At 51.3% G+C, this 20,952-nt stretch carries 26 protein-coding genes and 1 other RNA gene; 14 read left to right on the forward strand and 13 right to left on the reverse strand.

Translation table 11 applies throughout. The features are described 5' to 3' along the window. Window positions 1–56: 56 nt before the first annotated feature. The 7 genes from ACNQ6O_RS02355 to ACNQ6O_RS02385 form a co-directional block, all read right to left on the reverse strand. The gene (locus tag ACNQ6O_RS02355; protein WP_418051638.1) at window positions 57–881 is read right to left on the reverse strand and encodes a hypothetical protein; all 825 of its coding nucleotides are present in this window, start codon (window positions 879–881) and stop codon (window positions 57–59) included. 805 nt (window positions 882–1,686) lie between these two features. After that, window positions 1,687–2,019 (reverse strand): hypothetical protein, encoded by a 333-nt coding sequence (locus tag ACNQ6O_RS02360; protein WP_418051639.1) that lies wholly within the window; start codon window positions 2,017–2,019, stop codon window positions 1,687–1,689. Beyond that, complete coding sequence (locus ACNQ6O_RS02365; protein ID WP_418051640.1) at window positions 2,016–2,243, reverse strand: helix-turn-helix transcriptional regulator; 228 nt, start codon at window positions 2,241–2,243, stop codon at window positions 2,016–2,018. Before ACNQ6O_RS02365 ends, ACNQ6O_RS02360 begins: the two co-directional genes overlap by 4 nt. Window positions 2,244–2,343: 100 nt before the next feature. Continuing rightward, window positions 2,344–3,267: a hypothetical protein gene (locus tag ACNQ6O_RS02370; protein ID WP_418051641.1), complete on the reverse strand. Its 924-nt coding sequence runs from the start codon at window positions 3,265–3,267 to the stop codon at window positions 2,344–2,346. 94 nt (window positions 3,268–3,361) lie between these two features. Beyond that, window positions 3,362–4,597, reverse strand: coding sequence for a tyrosine-type recombinase/integrase (locus ACNQ6O_RS02375; protein WP_418051642.1), 1,236 nt, complete (start codon window positions 4,595–4,597; stop codon window positions 3,362–3,364). Between the two features lie 400 nt (window positions 4,598–4,997). After that, window positions 4,998–5,597 carry a putative adenosine monophosphate-protein transferase Fic gene (locus ACNQ6O_RS02380; RefSeq protein ID WP_418051643.1) on the reverse strand — a complete coding sequence of 200 codons (600 nt, stop codon included), beginning with the start codon at window positions 5,595–5,597 and terminating at the stop codon, window positions 4,998–5,000. Next, window positions 5,590–5,778 (reverse strand): YhfG family protein, encoded by a 189-nt coding sequence (locus ACNQ6O_RS02385; protein WP_418051644.1) that lies wholly within the window; start codon window positions 5,776–5,778, stop codon window positions 5,590–5,592. The genes ACNQ6O_RS02380 and ACNQ6O_RS02385 overlap by 8 nt, the downstream gene beginning before the upstream one ends. A gap of 737 nt (window positions 5,779–6,515) precedes the next feature. On the opposite strand from ACNQ6O_RS02385, the gene ACNQ6O_RS02390 reads away from it, so the two are divergent. Continuing rightward, window positions 6,516–7,190 carry an SOS response-associated peptidase gene (locus ACNQ6O_RS02390; protein WP_418051645.1) on the forward strand — a complete coding sequence of 225 codons (675 nt, stop codon included), beginning with the start codon at window positions 6,516–6,518 and terminating at the stop codon, window positions 7,188–7,190. Window positions 7,191–7,390: 200 nt separating this feature from the next. Here ACNQ6O_RS02390 and ACNQ6O_RS02395 read toward each other — a convergent pair whose 3' ends face one another. From ACNQ6O_RS02395 to ACNQ6O_RS02405, 3 genes are all read right to left on the reverse strand, one after another. After that, the gene (locus ACNQ6O_RS02395) at window positions 7,391–7,837 is read right to left on the reverse strand and encodes a hypothetical protein (RefSeq protein WP_418051646.1); all 447 of its coding nucleotides are present in this window, start codon (window positions 7,835–7,837) and stop codon (window positions 7,391–7,393) included. Next, window positions 7,830–9,221: a DUF3696 domain-containing protein gene (locus ACNQ6O_RS02400; RefSeq protein ID WP_418051647.1), complete on the reverse strand. Its 1,392-nt coding sequence runs from the start codon at window positions 9,219–9,221 to the stop codon at window positions 7,830–7,832. The genes ACNQ6O_RS02395 and ACNQ6O_RS02400 overlap by 8 nt, the downstream gene beginning before the upstream one ends. 330 nt (window positions 9,222–9,551) lie before the next feature. Then, window positions 9,552–9,818 (reverse strand): DNA-binding protein, encoded by a 267-nt coding sequence (locus ACNQ6O_RS02405; protein WP_418051648.1) that lies wholly within the window; start codon window positions 9,816–9,818, stop codon window positions 9,552–9,554. 106 nt (window positions 9,819–9,924) lie between these two features. Between ACNQ6O_RS02405 and ACNQ6O_RS02410 the strand changes: the two genes are divergently transcribed. The 12 genes from ACNQ6O_RS02410 (at window position 9,925) to ACNQ6O_RS02465 (ending at window position 17,789) form a co-directional block, all read left to right on the forward strand. Then, on the forward strand, window positions 9,925–10,128 hold the full coding sequence (locus ACNQ6O_RS02410; RefSeq protein WP_041646358.1) for a hypothetical protein: 204 nt from the start codon (window positions 9,925–9,927) through the stop codon (window positions 10,126–10,128). Next, window positions 10,128–10,439: a hypothetical protein gene (locus tag ACNQ6O_RS02415; protein ID WP_418051649.1), complete on the forward strand. Its 312-nt coding sequence runs from the start codon at window positions 10,128–10,130 to the stop codon at window positions 10,437–10,439. The genes ACNQ6O_RS02410 and ACNQ6O_RS02415 overlap by 1 nt, the downstream gene beginning before the upstream one ends. Next, window positions 10,436–10,765, forward strand: coding sequence for a hypothetical protein (locus ACNQ6O_RS02420; RefSeq protein WP_418051650.1), 330 nt, complete (start codon window positions 10,436–10,438; stop codon window positions 10,763–10,765). Before ACNQ6O_RS02415 ends, ACNQ6O_RS02420 begins: the two co-directional genes overlap by 4 nt. Further along, window positions 10,762–11,028 carry a hypothetical protein gene (locus ACNQ6O_RS02425; protein ID WP_133007408.1) on the forward strand — a complete coding sequence of 89 codons (267 nt, stop codon included), beginning with the start codon at window positions 10,762–10,764 and terminating at the stop codon, window positions 11,026–11,028. The genes ACNQ6O_RS02420 and ACNQ6O_RS02425 overlap by 4 nt, the downstream gene beginning before the upstream one ends. Window positions 11,029–11,419: 391 nt before the next feature. After that, entirely contained in the window at window positions 11,420–11,725 is a 306-nt protein-coding gene (locus ACNQ6O_RS02430; protein ID WP_418051651.1) for a hypothetical protein, read from the forward strand. 13 nt (window positions 11,726–11,738) lie between these two features. Then, window positions 11,739–11,963 (forward strand): hypothetical protein, encoded by a 225-nt coding sequence (locus ACNQ6O_RS02435; RefSeq protein WP_418051652.1) that lies wholly within the window; start codon window positions 11,739–11,741, stop codon window positions 11,961–11,963. Window positions 11,964–11,984: 21 nt separating this feature from the next. After that, window positions 11,985–12,254, forward strand: a complete 270-nt coding sequence (locus ACNQ6O_RS02440; protein ID WP_418051653.1) for a hypothetical protein — start codon at window positions 11,985–11,987, stop codon at window positions 12,252–12,254. A gap of 590 nt (window positions 12,255–12,844) precedes the next feature. Further along, window positions 12,845–13,822, forward strand: a complete 978-nt coding sequence (locus ACNQ6O_RS02445; RefSeq protein ID WP_418051654.1) for a hypothetical protein — start codon at window positions 12,845–12,847, stop codon at window positions 13,820–13,822. Beyond that, complete coding sequence (locus tag ACNQ6O_RS02450) at window positions 13,822–14,142, forward strand: DUF2523 family protein (protein ID WP_418051655.1); 321 nt, start codon at window positions 13,822–13,824, stop codon at window positions 14,140–14,142. The genes ACNQ6O_RS02445 and ACNQ6O_RS02450 overlap by 1 nt, the downstream gene beginning before the upstream one ends. Then, complete coding sequence (locus ACNQ6O_RS02455) at window positions 14,139–15,407, forward strand: zonular occludens toxin family protein (RefSeq protein WP_418051656.1); 1,269 nt, start codon at window positions 14,139–14,141, stop codon at window positions 15,405–15,407. The genes ACNQ6O_RS02450 and ACNQ6O_RS02455 overlap by 4 nt, the downstream gene beginning before the upstream one ends. Window positions 15,408–15,525: 118 nt before the next feature. After that, window positions 15,526–16,791 (forward strand): hypothetical protein, encoded by a 1,266-nt coding sequence (locus ACNQ6O_RS02460; RefSeq protein ID WP_418051657.1) that lies wholly within the window; start codon window positions 15,526–15,528, stop codon window positions 16,789–16,791. Continuing rightward, a complete protein-coding gene (locus ACNQ6O_RS02465) occupies window positions 16,788–17,789 on the forward strand; it encodes a tyrosine-type recombinase/integrase (protein ID WP_418051658.1) in 1,002 nt (333 codons plus the stop codon). The genes ACNQ6O_RS02460 and ACNQ6O_RS02465 overlap by 4 nt, the downstream gene beginning before the upstream one ends. A 74-nt stretch (window positions 17,790–17,863) precedes the next feature. On the opposite strand, the gene ACNQ6O_RS02470 is transcribed toward ACNQ6O_RS02465, so the two are convergent. The 3 genes from ACNQ6O_RS02470 to smpB form a co-directional block, all read right to left on the reverse strand. Next, the gene (locus ACNQ6O_RS02470) at window positions 17,864–18,025 is read right to left on the reverse strand and encodes a YHYH domain-containing protein (RefSeq protein WP_418051659.1); all 162 of its coding nucleotides are present in this window, start codon (window positions 18,023–18,025) and stop codon (window positions 17,864–17,866) included. Between the two features lie 237 nt (window positions 18,026–18,262). Beyond that, window positions 18,263–18,626, reverse strand: a transfer-messenger RNA (tmRNA) gene (ssrA, locus tag ACNQ6O_RS02475). Between the two features lie 63 nt (window positions 18,627–18,689). Next, a complete protein-coding gene (smpB, locus tag ACNQ6O_RS02480; protein WP_418051660.1) occupies window positions 18,690–19,169 on the reverse strand; it encodes an SsrA-binding protein SmpB in 480 nt (159 codons plus the stop codon). A gap of 181 nt (window positions 19,170–19,350) precedes the next feature. On the opposite strand from smpB, the gene ACNQ6O_RS02485 reads away from it, so the two are divergent. After that, window positions 19,351–20,943, forward strand: coding sequence for a sodium-dependent transporter (locus ACNQ6O_RS02485; protein WP_418051661.1), 1,593 nt, complete (start codon window positions 19,351–19,353; stop codon window positions 20,941–20,943). Window positions 20,944–20,952 lie beyond the last annotated feature (9 nt).

Here is a 20,952-nt window from a genome sequence, read left to right on the forward strand (position 1 = left end):
AAAACCAGCCCGCTTGTACGCGGGCTGGTCAGTTGGTTGAATTCAAAACGTGCCGGTTACTTGTCTAGAGCAATTGGGATCACTCTCGAATCGGACCAGATTGCGCCTATGATGTTTTTTACTTCCTCTTTGCTTGGCCCAAGAATGCTACCAACCCCGATGTATTGACCTGCTTTGTCGCAATTGCTGATGGTGGTGTTTATCTCCATTATTCCGCCCTCGATGTTACCATCCCTTAAAGAGCCTGAGTAAACGCAGCCGCTAGAATCTGAGCCCGTAAAATCGTTATCACCATCAATTGTTAAGGTTGTTGTTTCACCATTATCGACTTGGGACCAAGAGCCGGTCGCATCCACGCTTGCTAAGCAAATATCGGCTTTTGGTACCTGATACTGGGCGTCGAACTGGTAAAAGGGGCCGCCAAGACTGGAGTAGTTACATGTCATGCAGTAGCCCATAACGTCCCTTTCAGCGGTTAAGTAACCGTCAAGGTCCAAGTTGTCGGACTCGGTGGGTGAATTCCACAGCTTTATGTTGCCATCAAGAGTCGAAGTGCCATCTAAGGCAGAAGGAGAAAGGAGAGTGAAGAATCCAGTTACTACACCGTTGCCTGCGACAAAGGCGATGCGCCCTGAAGGCGAGAGAAGTCCGATCCCTTCTGCAGTGGTTGATGATTCGGAACTTTCTCCCAACACCCCATCGTCAAAGCCGTTTTCAAGGAATCCTCTGTAGATTCCAGCCCCTTGCGCTGTTGGGCTCGCAAATTTTGTTTTGGCAGGCTCGCATATAATTCTGTTGGTTTCAGATTTGCTGTCGCTATCGCCTCCACCACCACATGCGGAAAGAGCCAAAAAGAAAAATATCGGGAGGTAGTATTTCATGAGTATCGTCCGTGATAAGTAGGTTCTAACTTTTTATAGTAATAAATGGAGAGTAGTGCCACTTGGGGCTGTGTTTCTGGTCAACGATAAAACAACAACCCTTCGTCAGGATTTTCTTAAGCAGTGGACGTTAGGGCTCAACGTTACCCGTTAGTTCGCGGTTCTTGGGAGTACCTTTTGCCAGTGATTCGAACTGGAGATGTTGTTTTTCCCTAGATATTGTTATAGCGGGCTCAGCCCTTGGTAAACTATAAAGGTGTACTCACGCGGGGTAGTGAGTGATGCAGCAATAGCCTGACTGGTGCGCATACGGGGTAATGGTCACTCGCATGCAGGTTACTTTTACCTAATTGGCCCTCATGCGGGGTAAGTTAGCCCTCATACGGGGTAGGGGTTCTGTTTTTATACCATCATTCTCCCGAGGTTTAGGTATCGGGCGCTGGGTGATTTCGTTGGTGAGACATCTAACTTGCCTTTGCATTCGTCTATTGCTCGCCAGGTAACAGCATAGAGAGAACAGCGGTTGCGGCCTCCTTGCCGCGTCTGTTCGATTAGACCATGTTCCAGTAGTGCGTTTAGCGCCCTGTGAAGTGTTCCTTTTGATCTCCAGCCTCTCGGTTGCATCAGTGACCAAGCGGCACACAAATCGCCGTTGTTGTGGCCTTTGAACTGCCCCGCAATATCTACCAAGAGTTTGGCCGCCCAACCGTCTAAAGCTTTATAGGCGTCGCTGTTTAGGACGCTGTGGGGGATGTTGAGGAAGGGCTCGTTGCCCTTCCTTCCGGTGGCTCGGGCACGGCTGTCCTTAGCCATTTCTAGCCCCTAGATGGTCGTCATAACATGCCGCTGAAATCAGCATTTCCGCCAACTCGAATGAATCCGCTTGGAGGTGATAGATGCCCGGGCGCGTGCGATGGCCATCACGGTCGATTCGTTCGACCCTTTCGGTGTGGATATTCAGTTGAAACTTAACTCGTAGCTCCCCGATATGATGCGGGCTGTTGCTTGCCCCTGCTACGCGGTCGGCTGCTTCTCGGGACAAAGGCCCTTTGAGCAGTGCGGCAATTAAACGGCGTTGCCTCGGAGTGATGCATTTCTTTAAGTTCATGGTTGAACTGCTTGGCGCTTCCTTCTTCATGCCTTGCCTCCTTCCATGCGTTCAGCAATCCAATTGCGGATTACCGACTCTGGCCAAGCTACAGCGCGGCTTCCGATTTTGACGGGTTTTGGGAAAGTGCCTGTGGTAATGCCTTCATATATGGCGCTTCGGCTCCTGCCTGTAATTGTTTCCACTTCCTTGCGGCGCAACATGCGGTCGATGCACTGACGGGAGGTTTCTGAAGTTGGTGCTAGTGTGGTCATATCGGATTACCCCTTGGTTCCGGTTAGGTTCGGGGTAATCCTCTAATTTCTTTTGAGGGGCAGGTGACGGTTGTCAAAAGTAGATGACAGTTGTCACGAGTCAATCTTTAAGTTCAGGACAAGCTTTCAAAGCTGCGGAAATGGTTTCGCGCATCAGGGTTTCGCTGAAGCCAAACGGAGTTCGGTCACTTTCACTGTCACGTAAATGATCCGTAGCCAGCTTCGCGAGTCGAAGGGCGTTAGGCTTATCGCCGGTTCTGTAAGCGGGCTGTTTTTTTGATAGTCCAATGGCTAGTGCGGCTAAGGCTCTCTGCGTACGGATAATATCCTTATCGTTAGCCCTGTCGTCTGGTGGGTTTAGAGCTTTGTCGTCGGTACTCTCGGGTTCGTTCAGTGAAGTGATGAAGTGTTGAAGTTCATCCTGCTTTATCCCGAGAAAGCTGTTTTCGGGCAAGCTGCATAGAGTGTATTTGGACCGTGGTGCTAATTCGGCAGAGAAATCCACCCTAAATTCATCGCTTAGTGTGACCAGAGCGTATATGTCCTGACTGTCTGAGTGTTGAACAACGATTGGGTGAAGTCTGTCGCTTGGGCTATCGTTTATTGGGCGTGAACTCAGGGTCTGAGACAATCGCTGCCCAAGTATGTCCATATTTCCGCTGCTTTCGAAGCAGGGGAAGCCCCATAAGCCTGCAATGTGGGTCGTCATATCAAAGTTGGGTTCATACAATGTTCTTGTGCTTGGAATCAGTGCCCAACTGCTTCGGCTAAACAGGTCGAGTCTTGCGAGTAGTCCGTCTGGAGTGTTATCAAGCGTTGGAGCAGGGTCATGGGCAGACTCATTGAGCTCGTATTTAACCGCGAGAGTCTCGCGTGGAAGCATAACTGAGAGATTGAAATGCCCTTCAAGTGCTAGTTGTATCAGGTCCCCTGGGCTTACTTCTTCTGAAAGCGTTATCGAAAGGCATCGCGCGGAGTCTTCGAGCGTTAACCAATTTTTCCGTTTGAGCAGCTTTTGTGACATGGCGATTCCTTATTATTCCGGTCCAGTTAGGTCAATGGCTGTCTATTAGCATGGCCGCTATTTGCCCCTAGAAGCTAAACATAGCAAAAAGGCTCTACTTGCTAGCGGCCTCATTTATCGACACTACGTTGGAGCCTGCTTTAAGATTGTCTAGGTAGTCTGCCCACTGTTGCATCATGTTTCGGCGCTCCGGTAGCCACGTTGTGCGGTTATACGCTCTACCGTGCATGTCTTTAACGGTGTGGGCTATTTGCAATTCAATAATCTCTTGTCGGAAGTTGAGACGTTCCTCTAGCACGGTTCTGGCCATGGCTCGGAAGCCGTGAGGCGTCATGATGTCTCGTAATTCCAAGCGCTTCAGGGCTGAGTTAACTCCGTTGTCGCTCATCGGGCGATTTCTGCTGTGCCCATTGGGAAATATCCATTCTGATTTGCCATTTACTTCTCGCAGCTCCTTCAGCAGCTCAATGACCTGCTGCGCAAGGGGGACAATGAAAGGTTGTCCGTTTTTTGACGTTTCGCGCTCCCAAAGGGCTTCGTCCCAGTCAATCTGATCCCAACGCATGGTTCTTAACTCACCGGGTCTAACGAAGACATAGGGCGAGATTTTAAGGGCTTTGCAGACGGTCGGTGTACCCCAGTACGTGTCGAGCAACCTGAGCACCTGTCCAATTTCCGTGGGCGTGACGACGGAGGCGTGGTGTTTGGGTTTTGAGGGAGGAAGGACGCCGCGTAAGTCTGCTGCAGGGTTGCGTGTTGCTCGACCGGTGCTGATGGCGTAGCTGAAAACCTGGCCGATGAGTGTCTTTACCCGGTGGGCGGTTTCGAGGTGGCCGGTTGTTTCGATGTCTCTTAATGCCGTGAGGACGATGGGGGCCTCTATCTCGGAGATGGGGAGGCGGCCGAGCTTAGGGTAGGCATACATCTCCAATCGCCGCTCATTGCGCCCGGAGTGGGATTCGCTCACTTTCTTTTTGTGAACTTTCTCTAACCACTCTAAGGACACGGCTTTGAAGGTGTTGGCTGAGGCTTCAACGAATTCGGCTTTCGAGGTGTGGCGGTGGATGGTCGGGTCGATGCCCTTTGCAAGCAGTCGCTTGGCTTCATCACGCTTGCTCCGGGCCGTTTTGAGCGTAACGTCGGGGTAAACGCCGAGGGCCAACAGTTTTTCCTTGCCGCCGTAGCGGTATTTCAGACGCCAGTATTTACCGGCCTTCTGAACGTCCAGATACAGACCGCCACCGTCAGCCAGCTTCGTGCGCTTGCCGAATTTCTCAAACGATGCGTGTCTGGTGGTCGTCTCGGTTAGCTTGTTGGTTGCTCTGCTCATAGCCCAGCCTCCGGTGTAAGGGGCATGCAGGACTGGGGGTATGTGGAAATGAAATCTTATAAATACCCCCAAAGATACCCCCGAGTGTTGCAGGATTTAGGAGGAATTGCGAGGAACTGGTTGGAAGTCTGGGTAAGAAAAAGCCCCGGCTGGCGGGGCTTTTAGAGAGGTTTTGAAGTCCGGGGCGTTCCCGGTAATTCTGAATTTGGTGGAGACGGCGGGAATTGAACCCGATGCCGCGCCTATCTGGCAGTCCACAGAAAACCACAATAGTCCATAAAACAGATGCTTACAAAAACGGCATTCCACAGATAACCACTCAAAAACACAGTTGCGTTGACACTTTGTGGACACGTTCAGTCGTGAATCCATAGCGGCATATTGGGCGAGAAACGCAATTTTAGAGCACCAATGACTTGCCAATGCAGTTTTCAAAAATATCTGCGAGGGGAGTGTAGTTGCAAACCACGGCGGCTTCGTTCGCTTTAATCCATCTTTCCGGATCTATTCCTCCCCATGAGATGTCGAACCCAGCGTTCACGATGAGATGTTCGAAGAAGATCCTTTGAGCCCGTCCATTGCCTTCTCTGAACGGATGAATCATGTTGATGTCACCGTAGAACTCTGCTGCCTTTGTGACCAACTGATCCCTAGAGAGCGAAGTTAGGTATTCCTCATTCTTGAGGCAGTCGAAGATTTTTTCCGATTCTTTTTCGATTCGTCGGACAGTGCAGAAACGTGTTTCTGCTTTCGAGATATCAACCGTTCTTAATTCACCGGCCCAAGAGTAGATCTCCTGGAAAAGCACCTGATGAATCGATCTGAGGTAGTCTAAATCATAAGGGGGAGGGTTGAATTCGATGGTATCGGCATTGAAGTTTGAGATGTCGCGCTCCGCTTCGTGTAGAAGCGCACCATCCCTTATGCCTAAAAGGTTGATTAGAACATCTGAGTTTTCATAGCAGTAACTGTCGTTGCCGACGCCATACTTATCAAGCACACTTCATAGCCAGCTTTTTGTATTTCCGGATCAAAGTCTTTTTGTTCGACATTTTGGGGCCTTCCTGCACGTAAAAGCCTTCTAGGCGCATGCTGGCTTGATAGTTGGCCATCCTAGTCTTCCTGACGTGTGCCGCTTTCTGTTCGTCTGAAGGCATTCTAGCTTCTGCGTTTCGAGCCATCGTGAAATAACCCTATATTGGTCAGCTAAATTTGATCGGTTTCAGCAAGACTATACGTGCTCTTACGTTTCAACCGGTCAGCTCAGTATATCAGTTCTTTAAAACCGTACCATTAAGGCTGGGTCAGTAATTTGACTGCCAAAGCTGGCTTTGCTTTTACCGGAATCGTTTAATTCTCAGTCCTTATCATCTCCTGGCCCACGCCAATTGGGCATATTCCGATACCGGTCAGCAAAAGACGGCCCCACACTAGAGCTCCCAGGAAACGGGTGCTTTACCTGTTTCAAGCTCTGCATCCATCCTCGCTCGTATGCATTGAACTCCGCAGACCCGGATCGGTAGGGGTTCTTGTAGACCCCCTTTTTGGTGAAGTAATCGTACTTGCCTTGCCTGATGACTGAGTCGATTTTCTTTTCGTCTGGCATGGGTTCCCTCCTTGATATTTTTTCCTGTGTTGCTTGAAAGATAGCCAACTATGTACTTACCTGTAAAGTGAAGCTACCTACTTAGGAGGAACCATGCCTTTCTACGTTATAAACCTAAATGCGCAACCAGGCTCACGAGATAACGAAGTCCATGAAAAGGCCTGCTCTTTTATTCAGCAATCGCGGAATCTTAAAGACTTGGGGTTCCACTTTTCCTGTCACGACGCTGTTTTAGGTGCCAAACGACAGGGATATCGAAATGCCGATGGTTGTTATTATTGCTGCCATCCATGCCACAACGGTTAAGGGGCTATGTGCGGCCGATTCAACGTATCCGACGACCCCTTAGTCCAAGGCCTTCTCGACGCCCTAGGCATCCCGCTTCGGATTCAGCCCCGCGTTAACATCGCCCCCGGAGCCAAAGCCCAGATCGTCTACGAAACCAACCAGGGCCGCACACTGCAAGACGCCATCTGGTCACTGCTCATAGAACGCAAACCAGACGGCACCGGCTACCGCCCCTCGCCAATGTACAGCACCTTCAACGCCCGGTCGGGCAGTCTGGGCACCAGCCCGCTTTGGAAGAAACGCTTTCACAGCCAGCGGGCCATCATACCGGCTAGCGGCTTCCATGAATGGACAGGCGAGAAAGGCCACAAACAGTGCTACAACATCCACCCGGCCGACAGCGTCATAGCCTTTGCCGGCCTATATGAGCTGTGGGACTTCCAGGAAGAAGTGGTACCGTCGTTCACCATCATCACCCTGCCACCACACCCCAGGTTCAGCCACATCCACCCGAAAAGCATACCGCTCATGCTCAACCGGGAAGACTTCGACATGTGGCTAGACCCAAGCCTGACCAACACAGCCCCATTCCAGGACTTACTCAAAACCCGAATCCGACAACCCCTCCTGGTAGAGTCCATAAAATCACCCGTCACCCTGGAGCAAACCGACCAGGTAGAACGAATCGAGCCGGATTAACCGGCATCACAAAAAGGGTAGTGTGGGAGAAGTCTCACACCGGATTAAGAGAAAGCGCCTAAACGTAACAGCGTGTAACGGTACACTGGCAGTGAGCCGATTGGTCAGGAAGACCGGGGCTCACCGCCGGCAAGGATGCCAGGCAAGCGCGACACCTGCATAGTGGTGTGACTACAGGGAGAGGTCTGATGCATTGATTATTAGGCGTAGAAGGTCTTATTTATATCTTTTGTTGCTTTCGGATGTACTCCGTCAATTTTTTTGAATCCATTAACATCATTTATTAATGGTTCGTCAAAACTTAATAGTTTCTTTCGCTTAGAAAGGAAGACTAATCTTGCATGCATATGGTCTTCGCCGTTACATGTATAGTTGTATCTTCTATCGCCAGAAAACTCTTTTAGGGACTTATTTTTTATTTTTTTTAGCCTTCGGTTATCCATTAATTCCATGATTAATGCCTGTATCAATCCGGAGTCGCGCTGGGAGCCTATATATTCGTTTAGTAGTTTCTGTGAAATTGTAAGAGTGCCATCTTTTCTTATCCATAAGAAAAGTTCTTGAACCTTAGGGTCCTTTGGTTTGTCGTATAGTCTCATTATATTGGCGTCGACGACTAAGTCCAAGTTTCTTTTGATATCAGTCATCATCAAATCCACTCATCGCAATTTCGAAAGAATCTTCTTTGTATGTTTTGAAAAAACCTTCAGGGGCACCACTTAAAGATCCGTCTTTTTCTATTTTTACTTCGTGGATGAAATCTTTGTTTGTGTTGTCAAAGAAGTATATCTTTATGCGTTCTGGGTTTATTTTTCCATTTATGCATAATATTCTAAGTCTATTTATAATGTATTCTGAGTGGGTTTCTATTATGTATTGACGTTTATCAATATTGTTCACGAAGTAGTTTGCAAGAAGTGCTTGTGCTGAGGGGTGTAAATGTACCTCTGGCTGATTTATTAATAGACAGCTATTGTCGGGGAGCTGTATGTCAGATACAAGCATTGGTATGGCTTGAGATAGTCCAAAACCGACGTCAGCTATGTTAATGAGCCTTTTGTGGCCGAATGGTATGACCGAGTTTTCAATTAGGTTTCCTTTGATGTTTTTTACACCAATTTCGGAAGCTAGATTAAGCGATTTTGCTGCGGAATTTAGCTTCTGGAATTTGTCTTTTCGGTGTGATTTCCAGTATTGAAGTATTTGATGAGAGTTGTCTCCCAAAGTGTCTGCTTTAGGCTCGAAGGAGTTAACATAATATTGACGCTGAGGGTGTGCTCTGATAGGGGCGACATAGTTGCAGTGTGTTCTTATGTCGTTGTTCAGTTTTGTTAGTTCTGATAATCCCGTTGAATAAGCTGGATCAATTGATAGCTCATCAATTATGTCATCTGGCTTCTTTGCTTTTATTTCTTCCCAGTCTGAAGAGCCCTTCATTCTTTTTATTATTTCTTCAATCTTCTTTCCTTCTTCCTCAGCATCAATTCGTCGATTTGGATCATTGTTTTCAAAGGATTCTAGTCGACTGGATACATCAAAAAATGACTTAAAAACGTAGCGCATTGCTTCTTCGTATTTTTTTGATGAACCTTCTTGATTTTGCCTTATTCTTCCTCGTGCTTTGTAGCCTACCTTTTTTCCTTCCCATTTAAGATCGAGTTCATGTCTTGGGCTTTTGAAAGTGATCTCCTGAGGTAATACCAAGTTTCCATTAGATGCATATCTATACTTTCCAGAAGCTAGAAATTCGTCCCCATTACTATTTATTTCTGCGGCGATTTTGACGTTCTCTTGCGCTTTTAAACCAAAGCAAACATCACCATATGACCCTAACTCACAAAGCTCCCCATTTAAGTCAATTGCAAAAGGGAAGTTTTTGTGCTCGCATGACTGGACTATTGTGGTCAGTGCTTTGAGAATGGTGGATTTCCCCGAGCTATTTGCTCCTGCTAGAATTGTGATATCCCCAAACTTAATTTTTGCTTTTTCGAATCGTTTGAATTTTTCTAGTTCTAGTGAGTTGAATCTCATGATTGAACCCTTTCTTGGGAGATTAATCTATTTTTTGAATGTCGTTTGATTTTTTAAGTGTGATTGGATGTGTTTTTTATGGATCGAGTTTTAGAGTTGATTTGTATGTTCTAACGCGGGTTTTGGCGCTGTCTATTACTTGCTTTTGTATTTTTAAGTACTTTAAATGTCCATTTCGACTGATTCCATGAGTCCTAAACTTTTCAAAGCTATTTTTTACTTCGCCTGAAATCGCCGCTACACATTACGACGACCAGCCTTTCTGTTCTTGTTGTTCGTCTAGTCGGTCTCTATGCCAAGCCAGGGCGATGCGTGCAGCCAGGCAGAACCCTATCCGATTTTCAGATTGTTTTCAGTGCGTGCCTTCTCGATCTCAGGGCTGATCTGTCCTGCTTCCGGGATTGTTAAACCAGTAGTCAGCCAGTAAGCGAACTGCGGGAAAGCTCCATTGAACGCTTCTATGTCGTCTTCATTCACACGACGACGCTTCGCCCGAACCGCATTCCATTTGTCCCGGTCTATTCCTGTCAGCTTTTCCATGTCCTTAGACGTTACGCCGGACACATTGAAGAACTCAATTAACCGCTCTCTTATCATTGCATTATTTCATTTGTACATAGTGCAAATTGGCTTTAAATTGTAGATAGTGCAATGCACATAATTCAAAGCAGTCGTGTATAACAGTGTAGCAGAGTGCAAAACAGTGGACGAGCAAAAGCAAATCATTCTGATCGCAACACCTGTCATGACCCAGGACCGCTACGCCCAACTCACGGGCTTAACGGAAGGGCAGGTCAGGGGGCAGATCGAAAAAGGGCATCTGCCATCCCTGAAGATCGGCCGGGTGCGCATGGTGAACATTGCCGCACTGTCTCAGCAGGCTCTGGACCAGGAGGATTGGCAATAATGTGGAACCTTCATACCCATTTTCCCTGCCTGATGGCCCCCGAACTGCGTTTGCAGAAGCTCCAAGAAGTTCGCGTTGTGGTGGATGCAGCGCTGAGCTTCCACGAATACGGCGAGTGGGACATCTACTGCGACAGCATCACAAAGCTGATGGGCATGGCAGCCGCCTTCAACGGTTTGGATGATGATCTCTATAACTATGCCATGGATTGGGTAAACGTCCTGTCCCGATTCAGCCTGCAACGTAATGCGGTGGACTTCGCCACTTGGGCCATCGGTCAAGCCTGCAACGGACTGAGGGCTGCCGCATGAGATACCACCGCCACGACACCCACAAAGCCATCAACGCGGCCAGTTTCGCCTTCCAGGGCCCACGTCCGTCCTCTGCGCTCACTGCCCAAGCCTTGGAAGGCCTTTTCGACACGCTCCTGCAGCGGTTAAGCCACCTGCAGGAAGTCCGCACCGACTACCCGTGCGACTACATGGCCCGCTGCAAAGCAGGCTTCACCGACGCCCTGATCCAAGAACTGGAAGCCAGCGGCTACCACAGCCCAGCATTTGATCGCCTCATCCAACTGAGGGATGCCTGGGACTGCGGCCAACTGGACCTTCCCAACGTCACGGAGACCCAACCATGACCCACATTCCCCCAAGAAAAGACCAGGTGGAAGACAAAGAGCGCCGTTTCTACGTGTCTGCGCCCGCATCCGTTTACCTGCAACTGCAACAGGAAGCCATCCACCGTGGAACCGACCTATGGACCCTCGGCGGCAGTGTCCTGCGCAGTTGGCTAGAAGCCGGCTGCCCGAATTTTGGGCCTCAAGCCCACCCCCTTGAACAGCCATCGAGTCCGCCCCCGTCATCGTCACCACTCGCGCACGAAAAGGGGGACGCTCAGTGAGCGCTGCAAGGCTGGCGCGCAGCGCCAGGGCCTCTGGCCCCCTGGCCTTGTGGCGGTCAGTGAGTGGCCCACAGTGCGCACAAAGAGTGGTGAGGATGTCGGGGGAGGACGGCCGCCCCTTGATTCCGAGCCATGAGCACAGGCAGCAAGCGGAGCGCGCAGGTCACTGGCGTGACCGAAGACGACAGGGATCGTTACCCGTAAGGGTGGCCACCTTAGTGGCCAGGAGCCCTGCGAGTAGAGCCCGCCCCGAAGGGGTCGCCAACACAAGCCAAACCCTTTCCACCATCAGAACCAGGAAAGGCATTAAACGAAACGAACTTTAAGCAAAACACCCCGGCCAAGCCGGACAACCAGCAACACCGAAAACCAAAACCAGAGGACACAAGAAATGGAAAACTACCTGAACCTCATGATCATCGGCGCCACCCGCTACGACATCGACGGCAACCGTGGTGGCTCCCTGTGGGCCTACTCCCCAGCAGAAGCCGACGATGAAAACCGAGTTGGCAACGAAGTCATGAAAATCGCCTGCGACTGGAAACACATCGACCAGCTCCGCAACCACGCCGATCGCTTGCCATCGATGTTCACCGTCAAAGCCCAAATGAAAGCCGGGCAGGGCGGCAAAATCACCTTCAAAGCCCTGGACATGAAACCCCAGGACGTCACCAAAAAACCGGCAACCCAAGGCTAAAGGGTAGCCCCGAATGAACGTCATCACCTGCAACGGTGAATGGATACAAGGTACCCAGGGCATCGAATGCACTGGGACCTTACAAAGCATTCCTTATCAGGACGTCGACGTCCTGTTTCAGGAATACCTGGCACCAGACGCCAGCATCATCGGCCTGGTATCAGGAATAGCCCTGGCTCTCTTCGTCACCGGAGTCGGTGCCGGAAGAGTCATCCAAGTCATGAGAAAGATCTCATAACCAAACCGAAAGGAAAACGACATGAACGACGTAATCGAAATGGAAAAGCAAGACAACGGTAAAAACTGGGCCATGGCTCGCTCTCGCTTCGGCAAGCGCGCTGCCAAGATCGGCACAGCACTGGCAGCAGCTGGAACCTCTGTGACCGCGTTCGCCGTGGACCACACCGCAGAGATCACCGCTGCGCAGGGTGATGCCCTCACCAACACCACAGCGGCTGTTGGAGCCGTCATCGCGGTAGCTGCCGTGGTATTCGGAGTTGGCATCGTCTTGCGCCTAATGAACCGGTAATGCTTACGAGCATCCTAATAGCCTGTCTCTGGACAGGCTGTTTCGTGTCCGGTTACAGGACTGTGTAAGGGCCGGATCTCGGCCCTTTTTTGTCGGTGGATACCATGCGGATTTTTTCTCACAGATTATTGGCGCTTCCTCTGCTTCTCGTTTCATCGCTTGCTCATGCCAACAATTGCTATTACCTGCCGCCTGAGTCTAACTCCTGTTCAAAAACTAAGGGCGTTTGGATTTCCTCCGTCTCAGAAATACCACCGCTCACTCATTACTGTTCTAGTGGCGGCCAAACACCTGAGAAATACGATTCCTTGTCTGATGTTTTTGAAACCGGAACCAAAACAGTCACCATCGATGGGCAGAGATATACGGGACCAGGTAAAAGAGTAATCGCTTATTACGTGGGCTCAGGAAACCCAGTTGTTAATTTTGTTGACCTTACTGGCACCGAGCTGTGTTCCTGTGACCAGTTAACCCATGAGGGTGGTCGACCTGAAGGCACGTCTTGCGGGACCTGTGCTATTGGTTACATTCCGACACCGGGTGTATATGCTCCGGATTCAGGGTCTACGGTAGCCACTGGTTTCGATTGTATGCTCAACCGCGAACCCAACGAGTGCAAATTCTTGGGTAAGTACGAAGTCGAAACCGCTCAAGGGGCGTTCTGCGTAAATGAATGTGCCGGTATCGGTGACGATGGCTTCTGCATCGACGAAGCCGCGAAGGATCCAGACGAGCCACAGTGCAGTCAGGATCACCCTGAATACAAAGGCACGGCAGGTTACGGTGGTGAAGCTGTCCTGATCTGCGGCGACCCACAGAACAACTGCCCAGCGGATTACACCTGGGGTGTTGTCCAAAAAGGCAACACCACCGTTGAATCCTGCTTCCCGAATGCCTACAACCCGCCTCAATGTTCCGGTACCGACGTACTCACTAAAAACGAGTGGGGCGGTTTTGCTTGTCTCCCCTTAAGAAAACCCGGTGACAACGACCAGCCAGGCGGCCCCAACGACCCTAACAACGGCGATAGCGACGGCGACGGCCAGGGCGATATCACCGGGATCACTGGCCAGCTCCAGGACATCAAAAAACTCCTGGGCCGGGGTAACACCCACACCGACAACATCAACGAAACCCTCAAAGGTTTGGGCAAACAGATCCAAGATGGCACCAAGTCCATCACCGACGCCATCGGAAACATCCCCGGCGGGGGAGGCGGTGGCAATGGAGACGGCAGTGGCAAAACCGAAATCGTTGGCGAAGACGGCGAATCCATCACCTGGAGCGGCGACGCCATCGACCTCAAGATCAGCGACGGCCTGGAAGAACTCAACGCCGTTCAAGGCGAATACCAAAGCCTCATCGCCAACATTCGCGCAGAAATGGCCGCCTCCTTCGGCTCCTTCACCGGAGCCGGCACCCTACAAGACAACGAAGTGACCCTGTTCGGCTACAGCTTCAATGCCGGCCTGTCCAAGTTCGGGGCCGACCTCTCCATCCTCGGCTCCATCATCCTGTTTGCCGCCACCTTCATCGCGCTCGGCATCATCATGGGAGCAAAAGACTGATGGAATTCATCGCTGATTTCTTCAACGCCATCTGGGCCTACTTCGAAAGCATTCCCGCTTTCCTAGACGATGCTCTGGTCAAATTCTCCGCTTGGTACGTCATCTGGGTGACCAAAGCCAAAATCTACTTTGTTGGCTTCGCCTGGGATGTTGCCCAGGAAGTCCTGAACCAGCTCAACATCTCCGGCACGATCAACCAGTACTGGGGCTCCATCGACTCCAAAGTCATGGGCGCGCTGACCTACTTTCGCATCCCCGAAGCTCTAAACATCATCCTTAACGCCCACCTGACCCGTTACGTCTTGGGAGTGCTGAAATGACCATCAACATCCACCACGGTCCACCCGGCTCCTACAAATCTGCTGGCGTCGTACAGCGCTACGTCATCCCCGCCTTAACGGGCGAAGACAGCGACTACCCGGATGGCCGTTGCGTCGTCACCAATATAAGAGGGCTGGACTCCATTGAACGCGTGGAAGAAGCCTTCGGCGTCACCTGTGGACCGGAATCCAGAATCATCAACCTCGAAACCGAAACCCGGGACGCGCTTGAATACGCAGCTCGCTGGTTTCATTGGGCCCCGATCGGTGCCCTGATCGTCCTCGATGAAGCCCAGGCGGTTTACCCAGCAGCACGAAGAGATTTTCGAATCGAACACCTGGATTATCCAGGCGGAAAAGATGCCGCCCAACGCGACAACCGCCCAGCGGACGTCCTATTAGCCTTCGACATGCACCGCCACTACAACTGGGATCTGTTCCTGTGCACACCCAACATCGGAAAGATCCACAAAGAAATTCGCCAGAGTACCCAGCAGGCCTACCGACACTGGCAAATGGGGCACATCGTGCCCTGGAAGAAAAACAAATGGAGGGAATTAGAACATGACCCTGAGAACAGCGGAAAAGCTGCCTCCCATAGCATCGGTGTCCCAAAAGAATACAAAGTCGACCTCCGGGTCTTCGAGTGCTATCAGTCGACCAAAACCGGCAAAGCCAAAGGGGTGGTCGGGGGCCATTCAATGCTTAAAGATCGCAAGTTGCAGTTTGCAGTTGTGGTTATCGTCGGCAGCCTCACGCTTCTCGGTTATCAGGCGTACAACATTATCGAAAGGGAAAAAGCACGCCTCTCGGGCGATCCGGTGGCTGTTCCTGAGAGTGATTCGATTGATGGTAGCGTTAACCCTGATGGTGTTAATGGGGGCAGCACTGCGACTGATCGCGAGGCTCAGCGTACTGTAAACCCATCACCGAACAACGCACCCCATTCACGCCAGCACCTGGAACACCCGTTTGCCGACGTCGAGCTGCGCATCTCCGGCAGCGTTAACCGCCTCTACCTCTTCCAGGGGAAAGACACCCAGGGCGAATTCGCGCTTACCCAGCGGGATCTGGCCAGCTTCGGCTATCGCGTCCTCTACATCCGAAATTGCCATGGCCAACTCTGGTGGGAAGGCGAGCCCGTCCAGAATCTCTACTGCCAACGCATGCGCAGTTATGAAGCGGAACCCAGGCCAACCTTTGAAGCGGCGGTATTCCCGCCATTGATCAGTTCCACACAAAATGCGTCGCCCGCGGAGCGCTAGCGACGATGCGCGAGGAGCAAGCGCGCCGCGGGCGAAGCCCTGAGACGTCCCTGTAACACGTCTCATAGAAAACGACGGTAGTCGATTTTAAACCACACAGAACCACAGTGAGCCACAGATGAAAATCAAAGACTTTGAACGACTGGATACCACCACTGGCGAAATCGGAAAAGGGGATTTGTTCATCGGTCCCGAAGGCCAGCAAGTGAACCTCAAAGGCGTTAACGTCCTTTGGACGGGAGTCGATACCGTCAGACAATTGTTCCAGGGAAGGTTGAGACCGGAAATCCTCGCGGAAATTGCCACCGAATACGAATCCGGCTACGACGCCACCCTCACCATCAATAAAATACCGTTCCGTCTCCAGTCCGGAAGACGTGGGGGATTTAAATACATCCTGCAAAACCGGGAATACGGCCTCACCATCCTGTTGCAGAACTTCTACGCCGAGCCGGACAACTTAGGCACGCACCTGAAAATCGAAACCTCTCCCCGTTGGCTCTACGAACGCTCCAGCCAAGAGATCCACGACGAGCTAGCTGAGTGGGGCATGTACTTCCTCAAGGGCATTAAACCCGTCGGAATCGCCTTACACTTGGCTGTCGACTTCCAAGGTTGGGAACCGCCCCAAGACTTTGCTCAGAAATTCGTGACTAGGGCCAGAACCATCAGCGTGCACAACGGCCTGAGCGACCTCCACTTCCAAGGCTTAGAAGGCTCTACCGTCAACGGCAAAGGAGAAACCTACACCTTTGGTAAAGCCAATAGCCTGCAGGTCTGCCTCTACGACAAGTCCAAGGAAATCGACGTCAGCGACAAACGCGCCTTCATGGAATCCATCTGGGAATGCGCCGTTAACGAGGATTCATTCCCGGACACCTGCTACGACCCAGACAAACCCGTCTGGCGTCTCGAAATCCGCTTCCATCATCGGATCGTGAACGAAATCTCCCAGGGCACACCCAACATGAAAGCGATCTACACCTACATGGACGCGGTGCCACACCTAACAGGACTCTGGCAGTACGCCCTGCAGGGCAACCGCTACGAGGTCAAAAGGGAATGGGTACACCCCATCTGGACCAAGCTCAGAGACGACATCGGCTTTGGCTACTCAGCCCCCGACCTACTCTACAAACGCGCAAAAAAGGAACCCGGTTGCGGCAACGAAAAGAACGTCTCTCTGGCCTTCGGAAACCTGCTTTCCATCTATGCCCGCAACCGGTTTAACGCAAGACAGGCTTGGGACTGCCTCAAAAAATCCGGACTCTGGGAAGATCTCTGTGCTTATTACCGACGAAGGGATATCTATGAAAACGAACTCTTCCAGCTCGTCCAGGATGGACTCATAAGGCGACGACTGCTCACAAAGGTGGCCGCATGATCAAGAAGCTAGCTTCGGGACGCTGGCAGGTCGATATCCAACCTGGTGGCCGTGGCCAAAAGCGCGTAAGGAAATCTTTTGACTCCAAAACCGATGCACAAAGGTTTGAGCGTTGGGCATTGACCCAACACGATGCGGGAACGTTAGTGCCTCACCTCAAGAAAGACCGCCGAACTCTCCTTGAGCTTACGAAAGTCTGGTATCTGTCCCATGGTAAATACCTTCGGGATGGCGAACGACGATACCGTCACTTGAAGCGGATGGCAGAGGCCTTCGGAAACCCCGTAGCAGCAAAACTAACCGCTAATGCGTACCTGGTATACCGTGCCTTACGCACCGAGAAAGGGATCTCCCCGAAAACCAGCAACAACGAACTTGGCTACCTCAATGCAGTCTTCAGCGAACTGCACAGAACAGGTGAAATCAGTTTTCAGAACCCGTTTCGCAATATCCGGCCTATCAGCATTCAAGAACGGGAAATGGGTTATCTGGAAGTTGACCAGATAAAAGCAATCTTCGCTGAACTCCGAGAAAGAACCACCAATCCCCATGCCTTACTGGTGGCGCGAGTTTCTTTGGAAACCGGTGCCAGGTGGTCAGAAGCGGAAAGCCTCACGCTCGACAAAGTGAAACCATATCGGGTCACCTATGATCAGACGAAATCAGGGAAAAAACGCTCGGTACCGATATCCAAGGACCTTCACAAGGCAATCAAGCAACACCTAGAACAATGGGGCACTTTTGGTACATCCACGATTTCAGCATTCCGGCGTGCTGTCGATCGTTCGGGAATTAAACTCCCTAAAGGACAATGTGCCCATATTCTCCGGCACACTTTCGCCAGTCATTTTATGATGAATGGGGGGAATATCCTTGCGTTGCAGAAGATCCTTGGGCACTCATCTATAACGATGACCATGCGTTACGCGCATTTGGCGCCGGATCATTTAGAAGAAGCGGTATCACTTAATCCGGTAAGCAATGCCGATTTCTGGTGAGTTTTTGCTGAGCATCCAGCTCTTAAATGAAAAAAGCTCCCAAATATGAGAGCTTCAACATCATTCTGACAGGCCTAGTGGCAATGATACCCGCCTCGCTTTCGGTCATGGTGGCAGCCATTTCCATCTGTTCCACCGCTATGCATCTCTGCGTCAGATTGTGAAACGCTAACATTCGCGTTTGCCATGCTCATAGTAAGAACAATGCCTGCTAAAACGATTAGAATCCGTTTCATATGTAGTCTTCCTTTTTGGACTATTTAACAGCACCTTCAAGCATAGCAGAACAATTTGTGATCACTAGGATACGTCGCATTTAGTTTGTAGGAATAATACGGGGTGTCCACCTAGAGGAGTCGCCAGCATCTGACGGTCGCTATAGAGCCCGTTGACATTCGGTTGACACTTTGAGGAAAAATGATGGGCTAGAAACGAAAAAAGCCCCTAAAATTAGGGGCTTAGTTCGGTTAAGTTGGTGGAGACGGCGGGAATTGAACCCGCGTCCGCCAGCACTATGCCTTGAGATCTACATGCTTATGTCCTTCTATTGATTTAACCTCAAGCGACCCGAAGGCCAGGGTGCAGGAGGCGAGTTCTTTAAATCTTAGCCGCTAGCCAGTGAACTCTGGATAACGGAGCATCCCGTAAGCGATGACGTCCTGAGATGTTGCTTCCGGGCTACGGGCGACCCGGTCAGGACGACTAGCAGCTTACGCTGCTAGTGAGTAGTTTTCGTCGTTTGCGACTATTGCATTGCAGCTTTGGATTAACGAGATTCGCTGCCATCTCGACATGCACCCAAGGGTTCGCCACCAGCGTCGAAGCCATGTCGTCCCCCTATCCACAGTATATGTGGGCGCCTTGCATAACTTCAAGGCTTGTTTGTTGCGGTTTGTACGGTCAGGCGGTGTTTTCTCGCATGATTCGTTGCTTTTGGCGGTTCCAGTCACGCTCTTTCTCGGTGGCGCGCTTGTCGAACAGCTTCTTGCCTTTCACCAAGGCGATTTCACATTTCACCTTGTTGCCTTTCCAATACAGCGCGAGAGGTACGCAGGTCTGACCGGCCTGGCTCGTTTCGCCAATCAGCTTGGCCAGTTCTTTGGCGTGCAGAAGCAACTTGCGCGTGCGGGTTGGGTCGGCGATTACGTGAGTCGAGGCAGCTGTCAGCGGCTGAAAATGAGCGCCAAGCAAAAAGGCCTCGCCATCTTTTAATAGAACGTAGGCATCGGTGATCTGGCCTTTGCCAGCCCGCAACGATTTAACTTCCCAGCCGAGCAGGGCGATGCCCGCTTCGAAGCGTTCCTCTACATGGTATTCATGTTTCGCCTTTTTGTTGAGGGCGATGGTGCTGCTGGGCATACCAGGCTTTTTCTTGCTCATGAAACCTTCTCGGAATCTGAAAAATGAATCTGCTGACCAAGTATATGGTTACCAGCAAAACGGGCATTGTAGCCCAGTAGGGCCAGACGGGTCACGATTTGACCCGGAATGGCCTGTCGGCATTCGTACCTAGACCTCACTGTCGGCTACAATAACGAGCCTTTTGACATTAGGGATCAAAATGTCGAGTAAGTATCAGACATCTATCGGGTCGTTTACCCGAAAATCAACGTTCTTTTGGGCCTCGGTGGGTGCAACCGTGGGGCTTGCCAATTTGTGGCAATTTCCATACCTCGCCAGCGTTCACGGGGGTGGTCTTTTTGTGCTGGCGTATTTGGTCTGCCTGCTCATGGTCACCCTTCCACTTATGGTTACAGAGGCCGCGATCGGCCGGCACTCCCGGCATGGCATTGTGTTGGCGATGGATGGGTTGGTTAAAAATGCAGGCAGTTCCCCGGCGTGGCGTTTGGCTGGGCCATTAAGCATTCTTGCGTCGTTTCTGGTGCTTTCGTTTACGGCCGTGTTTGGCGGGATTGTTGTTGCCTATATTTTTTTTGGTGCAACGGACAGTTTCGGAGGCGCCAACGCGGCAGATGCTACCGGGATTCTTGCGGAACTGGTGTCGAGCTCGAGTCGTTACCGAGAGTTCATGGGTTGGCATGCCTTCTTCTTATTGTTGGTGGTTTGGGTGTCTGCGCGTGGTGTGGTGAACGGGGTGGAGCGTTCGCTGCGGATGATTGTCCCCGGCGGTTTGTTCTTGATGCTGGCGCTATTTGTGGTGGCTGCAACGCACGGGCAGTTGGCGTCGGGCGTTGACAGTATTCTGGTCATCCGCCCTGAGCAGTTTGGGCTCGACAGTCTTCAGGCGGCGTTTTTTCATGCGTTTTTTACTTTGGGCTTGGGCGTGGGTGTGTGGGCTATTTTTGGTGCCTATAGCACCTCACATACGCGATTGAAGCGGTCACTGCTGGCCGTCGTGCTGATGGATACCTTAATTGCCATTGTGGTTGGTGTGATGATGTTCTCCGTGGCATCGGGCAGCGGCAGTCTGGATGGTCAGCACGGGTTCGGGCTGTTGTTTATTTCGTTGCCGGTCACGCTGGCTCCCGTGCCGTTTAGCCAAGTGGTCATAACGGCCGTGTTTTTGGCGGTCATGCTGGTGGTGTGGGCTACGTCTATTGCCTTGTTGGAATCTGTCGTGGCTTGGTTTCGGGAGTGGACGGGGGCACCAAGAACCTGGTCGGTCATCATTGTGGGGGCGGCGGTTTGGCTCGTGGGATTGGCTTCATTGTTTTCGTTTAACGTGTGGTCTGACTACCGGCTCGCGGGTGCGACAACCTATCGCTGGATAGAGCTGATTACGGGCGGTGTGTTAATTCCGGTGGTTGCTATTTTGATCGCGACCTTTGCCGGATGGGGGCTGACGAAAAGATACTCTGCCCGCATGTTGGGCGACGCTCCTGTTGTATTCCGCAAGGCTTGGCTCTGGGCTATGCGCCTGATACTGCCGTTGGTGGTGGCTTGGATCGGTATTCAATATACGGCGTTTTCGCTGGCGAATTTGTGCGAAAATGGCAGTGCCGCGCTTTGGTGTTCCGCGAGTGAAGGCTCTGTGGTTGAGGAGCAGCTCGAGCCCGAGCTTGAGCCAGGCTCAGAGTCCGGGGCCGAGGTTGACGCCGGCTCGAACGTAACCACCTCGACAACATCGGGTGAAGAGATAAATCGGGAACAGGCGGCTCCCAGCGAAGACGATATCCTTTATCATAGTGTTTAGCGGCTTGGC

The organism is Marinobacter sp. SBS5, from assembly GCF_048285575.1.
Lineage (GTDB): Bacteria > Pseudomonadota > Gammaproteobacteria > Pseudomonadales > Oleiphilaceae > Marinobacter.

Excerpts from the sequence above, each read along its gene's own strand:
- ACNQ6O_RS02465 (WP_418051658.1), top strand. The coding sequence starts at position 16,788 with ATGATCAAGAAGCTAGCTTCGGGACGCTGGCAGGTCGATATCCAACCT.
- ACNQ6O_RS02395 (WP_418051646.1), bottom strand. The coding sequence starts at position 7,837 with ATGACTGATATCAAAAGAAACTTGGACTTAGTCGTCGACGCCAATATA.
- ACNQ6O_RS02355 (WP_418051638.1), bottom strand. The coding sequence starts at position 881 with ATGAAATACTACCTCCCGATATTTTTCTTTTTGGCTCTTTCCGCATGT.
- ACNQ6O_RS02360 (WP_418051639.1), bottom strand. The coding sequence starts at position 2,019 with ATGAAGAAGGAAGCGCCAAGCAGTTCAACCATGAACTTAAAGAAATGC.
- ACNQ6O_RS02470 (WP_418051659.1), bottom strand. The coding sequence starts at position 18,025 with ATGAAACGGATTCTAATCGTTTTAGCAGGCATTGTTCTTACTATGAGC.
- ACNQ6O_RS02375 (WP_418051642.1), bottom strand. The coding sequence starts at position 4,597 with ATGAGCAGAGCAACCAACAAGCTAACCGAGACGACCACCAGACACGCA.
- ACNQ6O_RS02445 (WP_418051654.1), top strand. The coding sequence starts at position 12,845 with ATGCTCAACCGCGAACCCAACGAGTGCAAATTCTTGGGTAAGTACGAA.
- ACNQ6O_RS02485 (WP_418051661.1), top strand. The coding sequence starts at position 19,351 with ATGTCGAGTAAGTATCAGACATCTATCGGGTCGTTTACCCGAAAATCA.
- ACNQ6O_RS02405 (WP_418051648.1), bottom strand. The coding sequence starts at position 9,818 with ATGATAAGAGAGCGGTTAATTGAGTTCTTCAATGTGTCCGGCGTAACG.
- ACNQ6O_RS02385 (WP_418051644.1), bottom strand. The coding sequence starts at position 5,778 with ATGGCTCGAAACGCAGAAGCTAGAATGCCTTCAGACGAACAGAAAGCG.
- ACNQ6O_RS02430 (WP_418051651.1), top strand. The coding sequence starts at position 11,420 with ATGGAAAACTACCTGAACCTCATGATCATCGGCGCCACCCGCTACGAC.
- ACNQ6O_RS02435 (WP_418051652.1), top strand. The coding sequence starts at position 11,739 with ATGAACGTCATCACCTGCAACGGTGAATGGATACAAGGTACCCAGGGC.
- ACNQ6O_RS02400 (WP_418051647.1), bottom strand. The coding sequence starts at position 9,221 with ATGAGATTCAACTCACTAGAACTAGAAAAATTCAAACGATTCGAAAAA.
- ACNQ6O_RS02455 (WP_418051656.1), top strand. The coding sequence starts at position 14,139 with ATGACCATCAACATCCACCACGGTCCACCCGGCTCCTACAAATCTGCT.
- ACNQ6O_RS02390 (WP_418051645.1), top strand. The coding sequence starts at position 6,516 with ATGTGCGGCCGATTCAACGTATCCGACGACCCCTTAGTCCAAGGCCTT.
- ACNQ6O_RS02415 (WP_418051649.1), top strand. The coding sequence starts at position 10,128 with ATGTGGAACCTTCATACCCATTTTCCCTGCCTGATGGCCCCCGAACTG.
- ACNQ6O_RS02460 (WP_418051657.1), top strand. The coding sequence starts at position 15,526 with ATGAAAATCAAAGACTTTGAACGACTGGATACCACCACTGGCGAAATC.
- ACNQ6O_RS02450 (WP_418051655.1), top strand. The coding sequence starts at position 13,822 with ATGGAATTCATCGCTGATTTCTTCAACGCCATCTGGGCCTACTTCGAA.
- smpB (WP_418051660.1), bottom strand. The coding sequence starts at position 19,169 with ATGAGCAAGAAAAAGCCTGGTATGCCCAGCAGCACCATCGCCCTCAAC.
- ACNQ6O_RS02420 (WP_418051650.1), top strand. The coding sequence starts at position 10,436 with ATGAGATACCACCGCCACGACACCCACAAAGCCATCAACGCGGCCAGT.
- ACNQ6O_RS02440 (WP_418051653.1), top strand. The coding sequence starts at position 11,985 with ATGAACGACGTAATCGAAATGGAAAAGCAAGACAACGGTAAAAACTGG.
- ACNQ6O_RS02365 (WP_418051640.1), bottom strand. The coding sequence starts at position 2,243 with ATGACCACACTAGCACCAACTTCAGAAACCTCCCGTCAGTGCATCGAC.
- ACNQ6O_RS02370 (WP_418051641.1), bottom strand. The coding sequence starts at position 3,267 with ATGTCACAAAAGCTGCTCAAACGGAAAAATTGGTTAACGCTCGAAGAC.
- ACNQ6O_RS02425 (WP_133007408.1), top strand. The coding sequence starts at position 10,762 with ATGACCCACATTCCCCCAAGAAAAGACCAGGTGGAAGACAAAGAGCGC.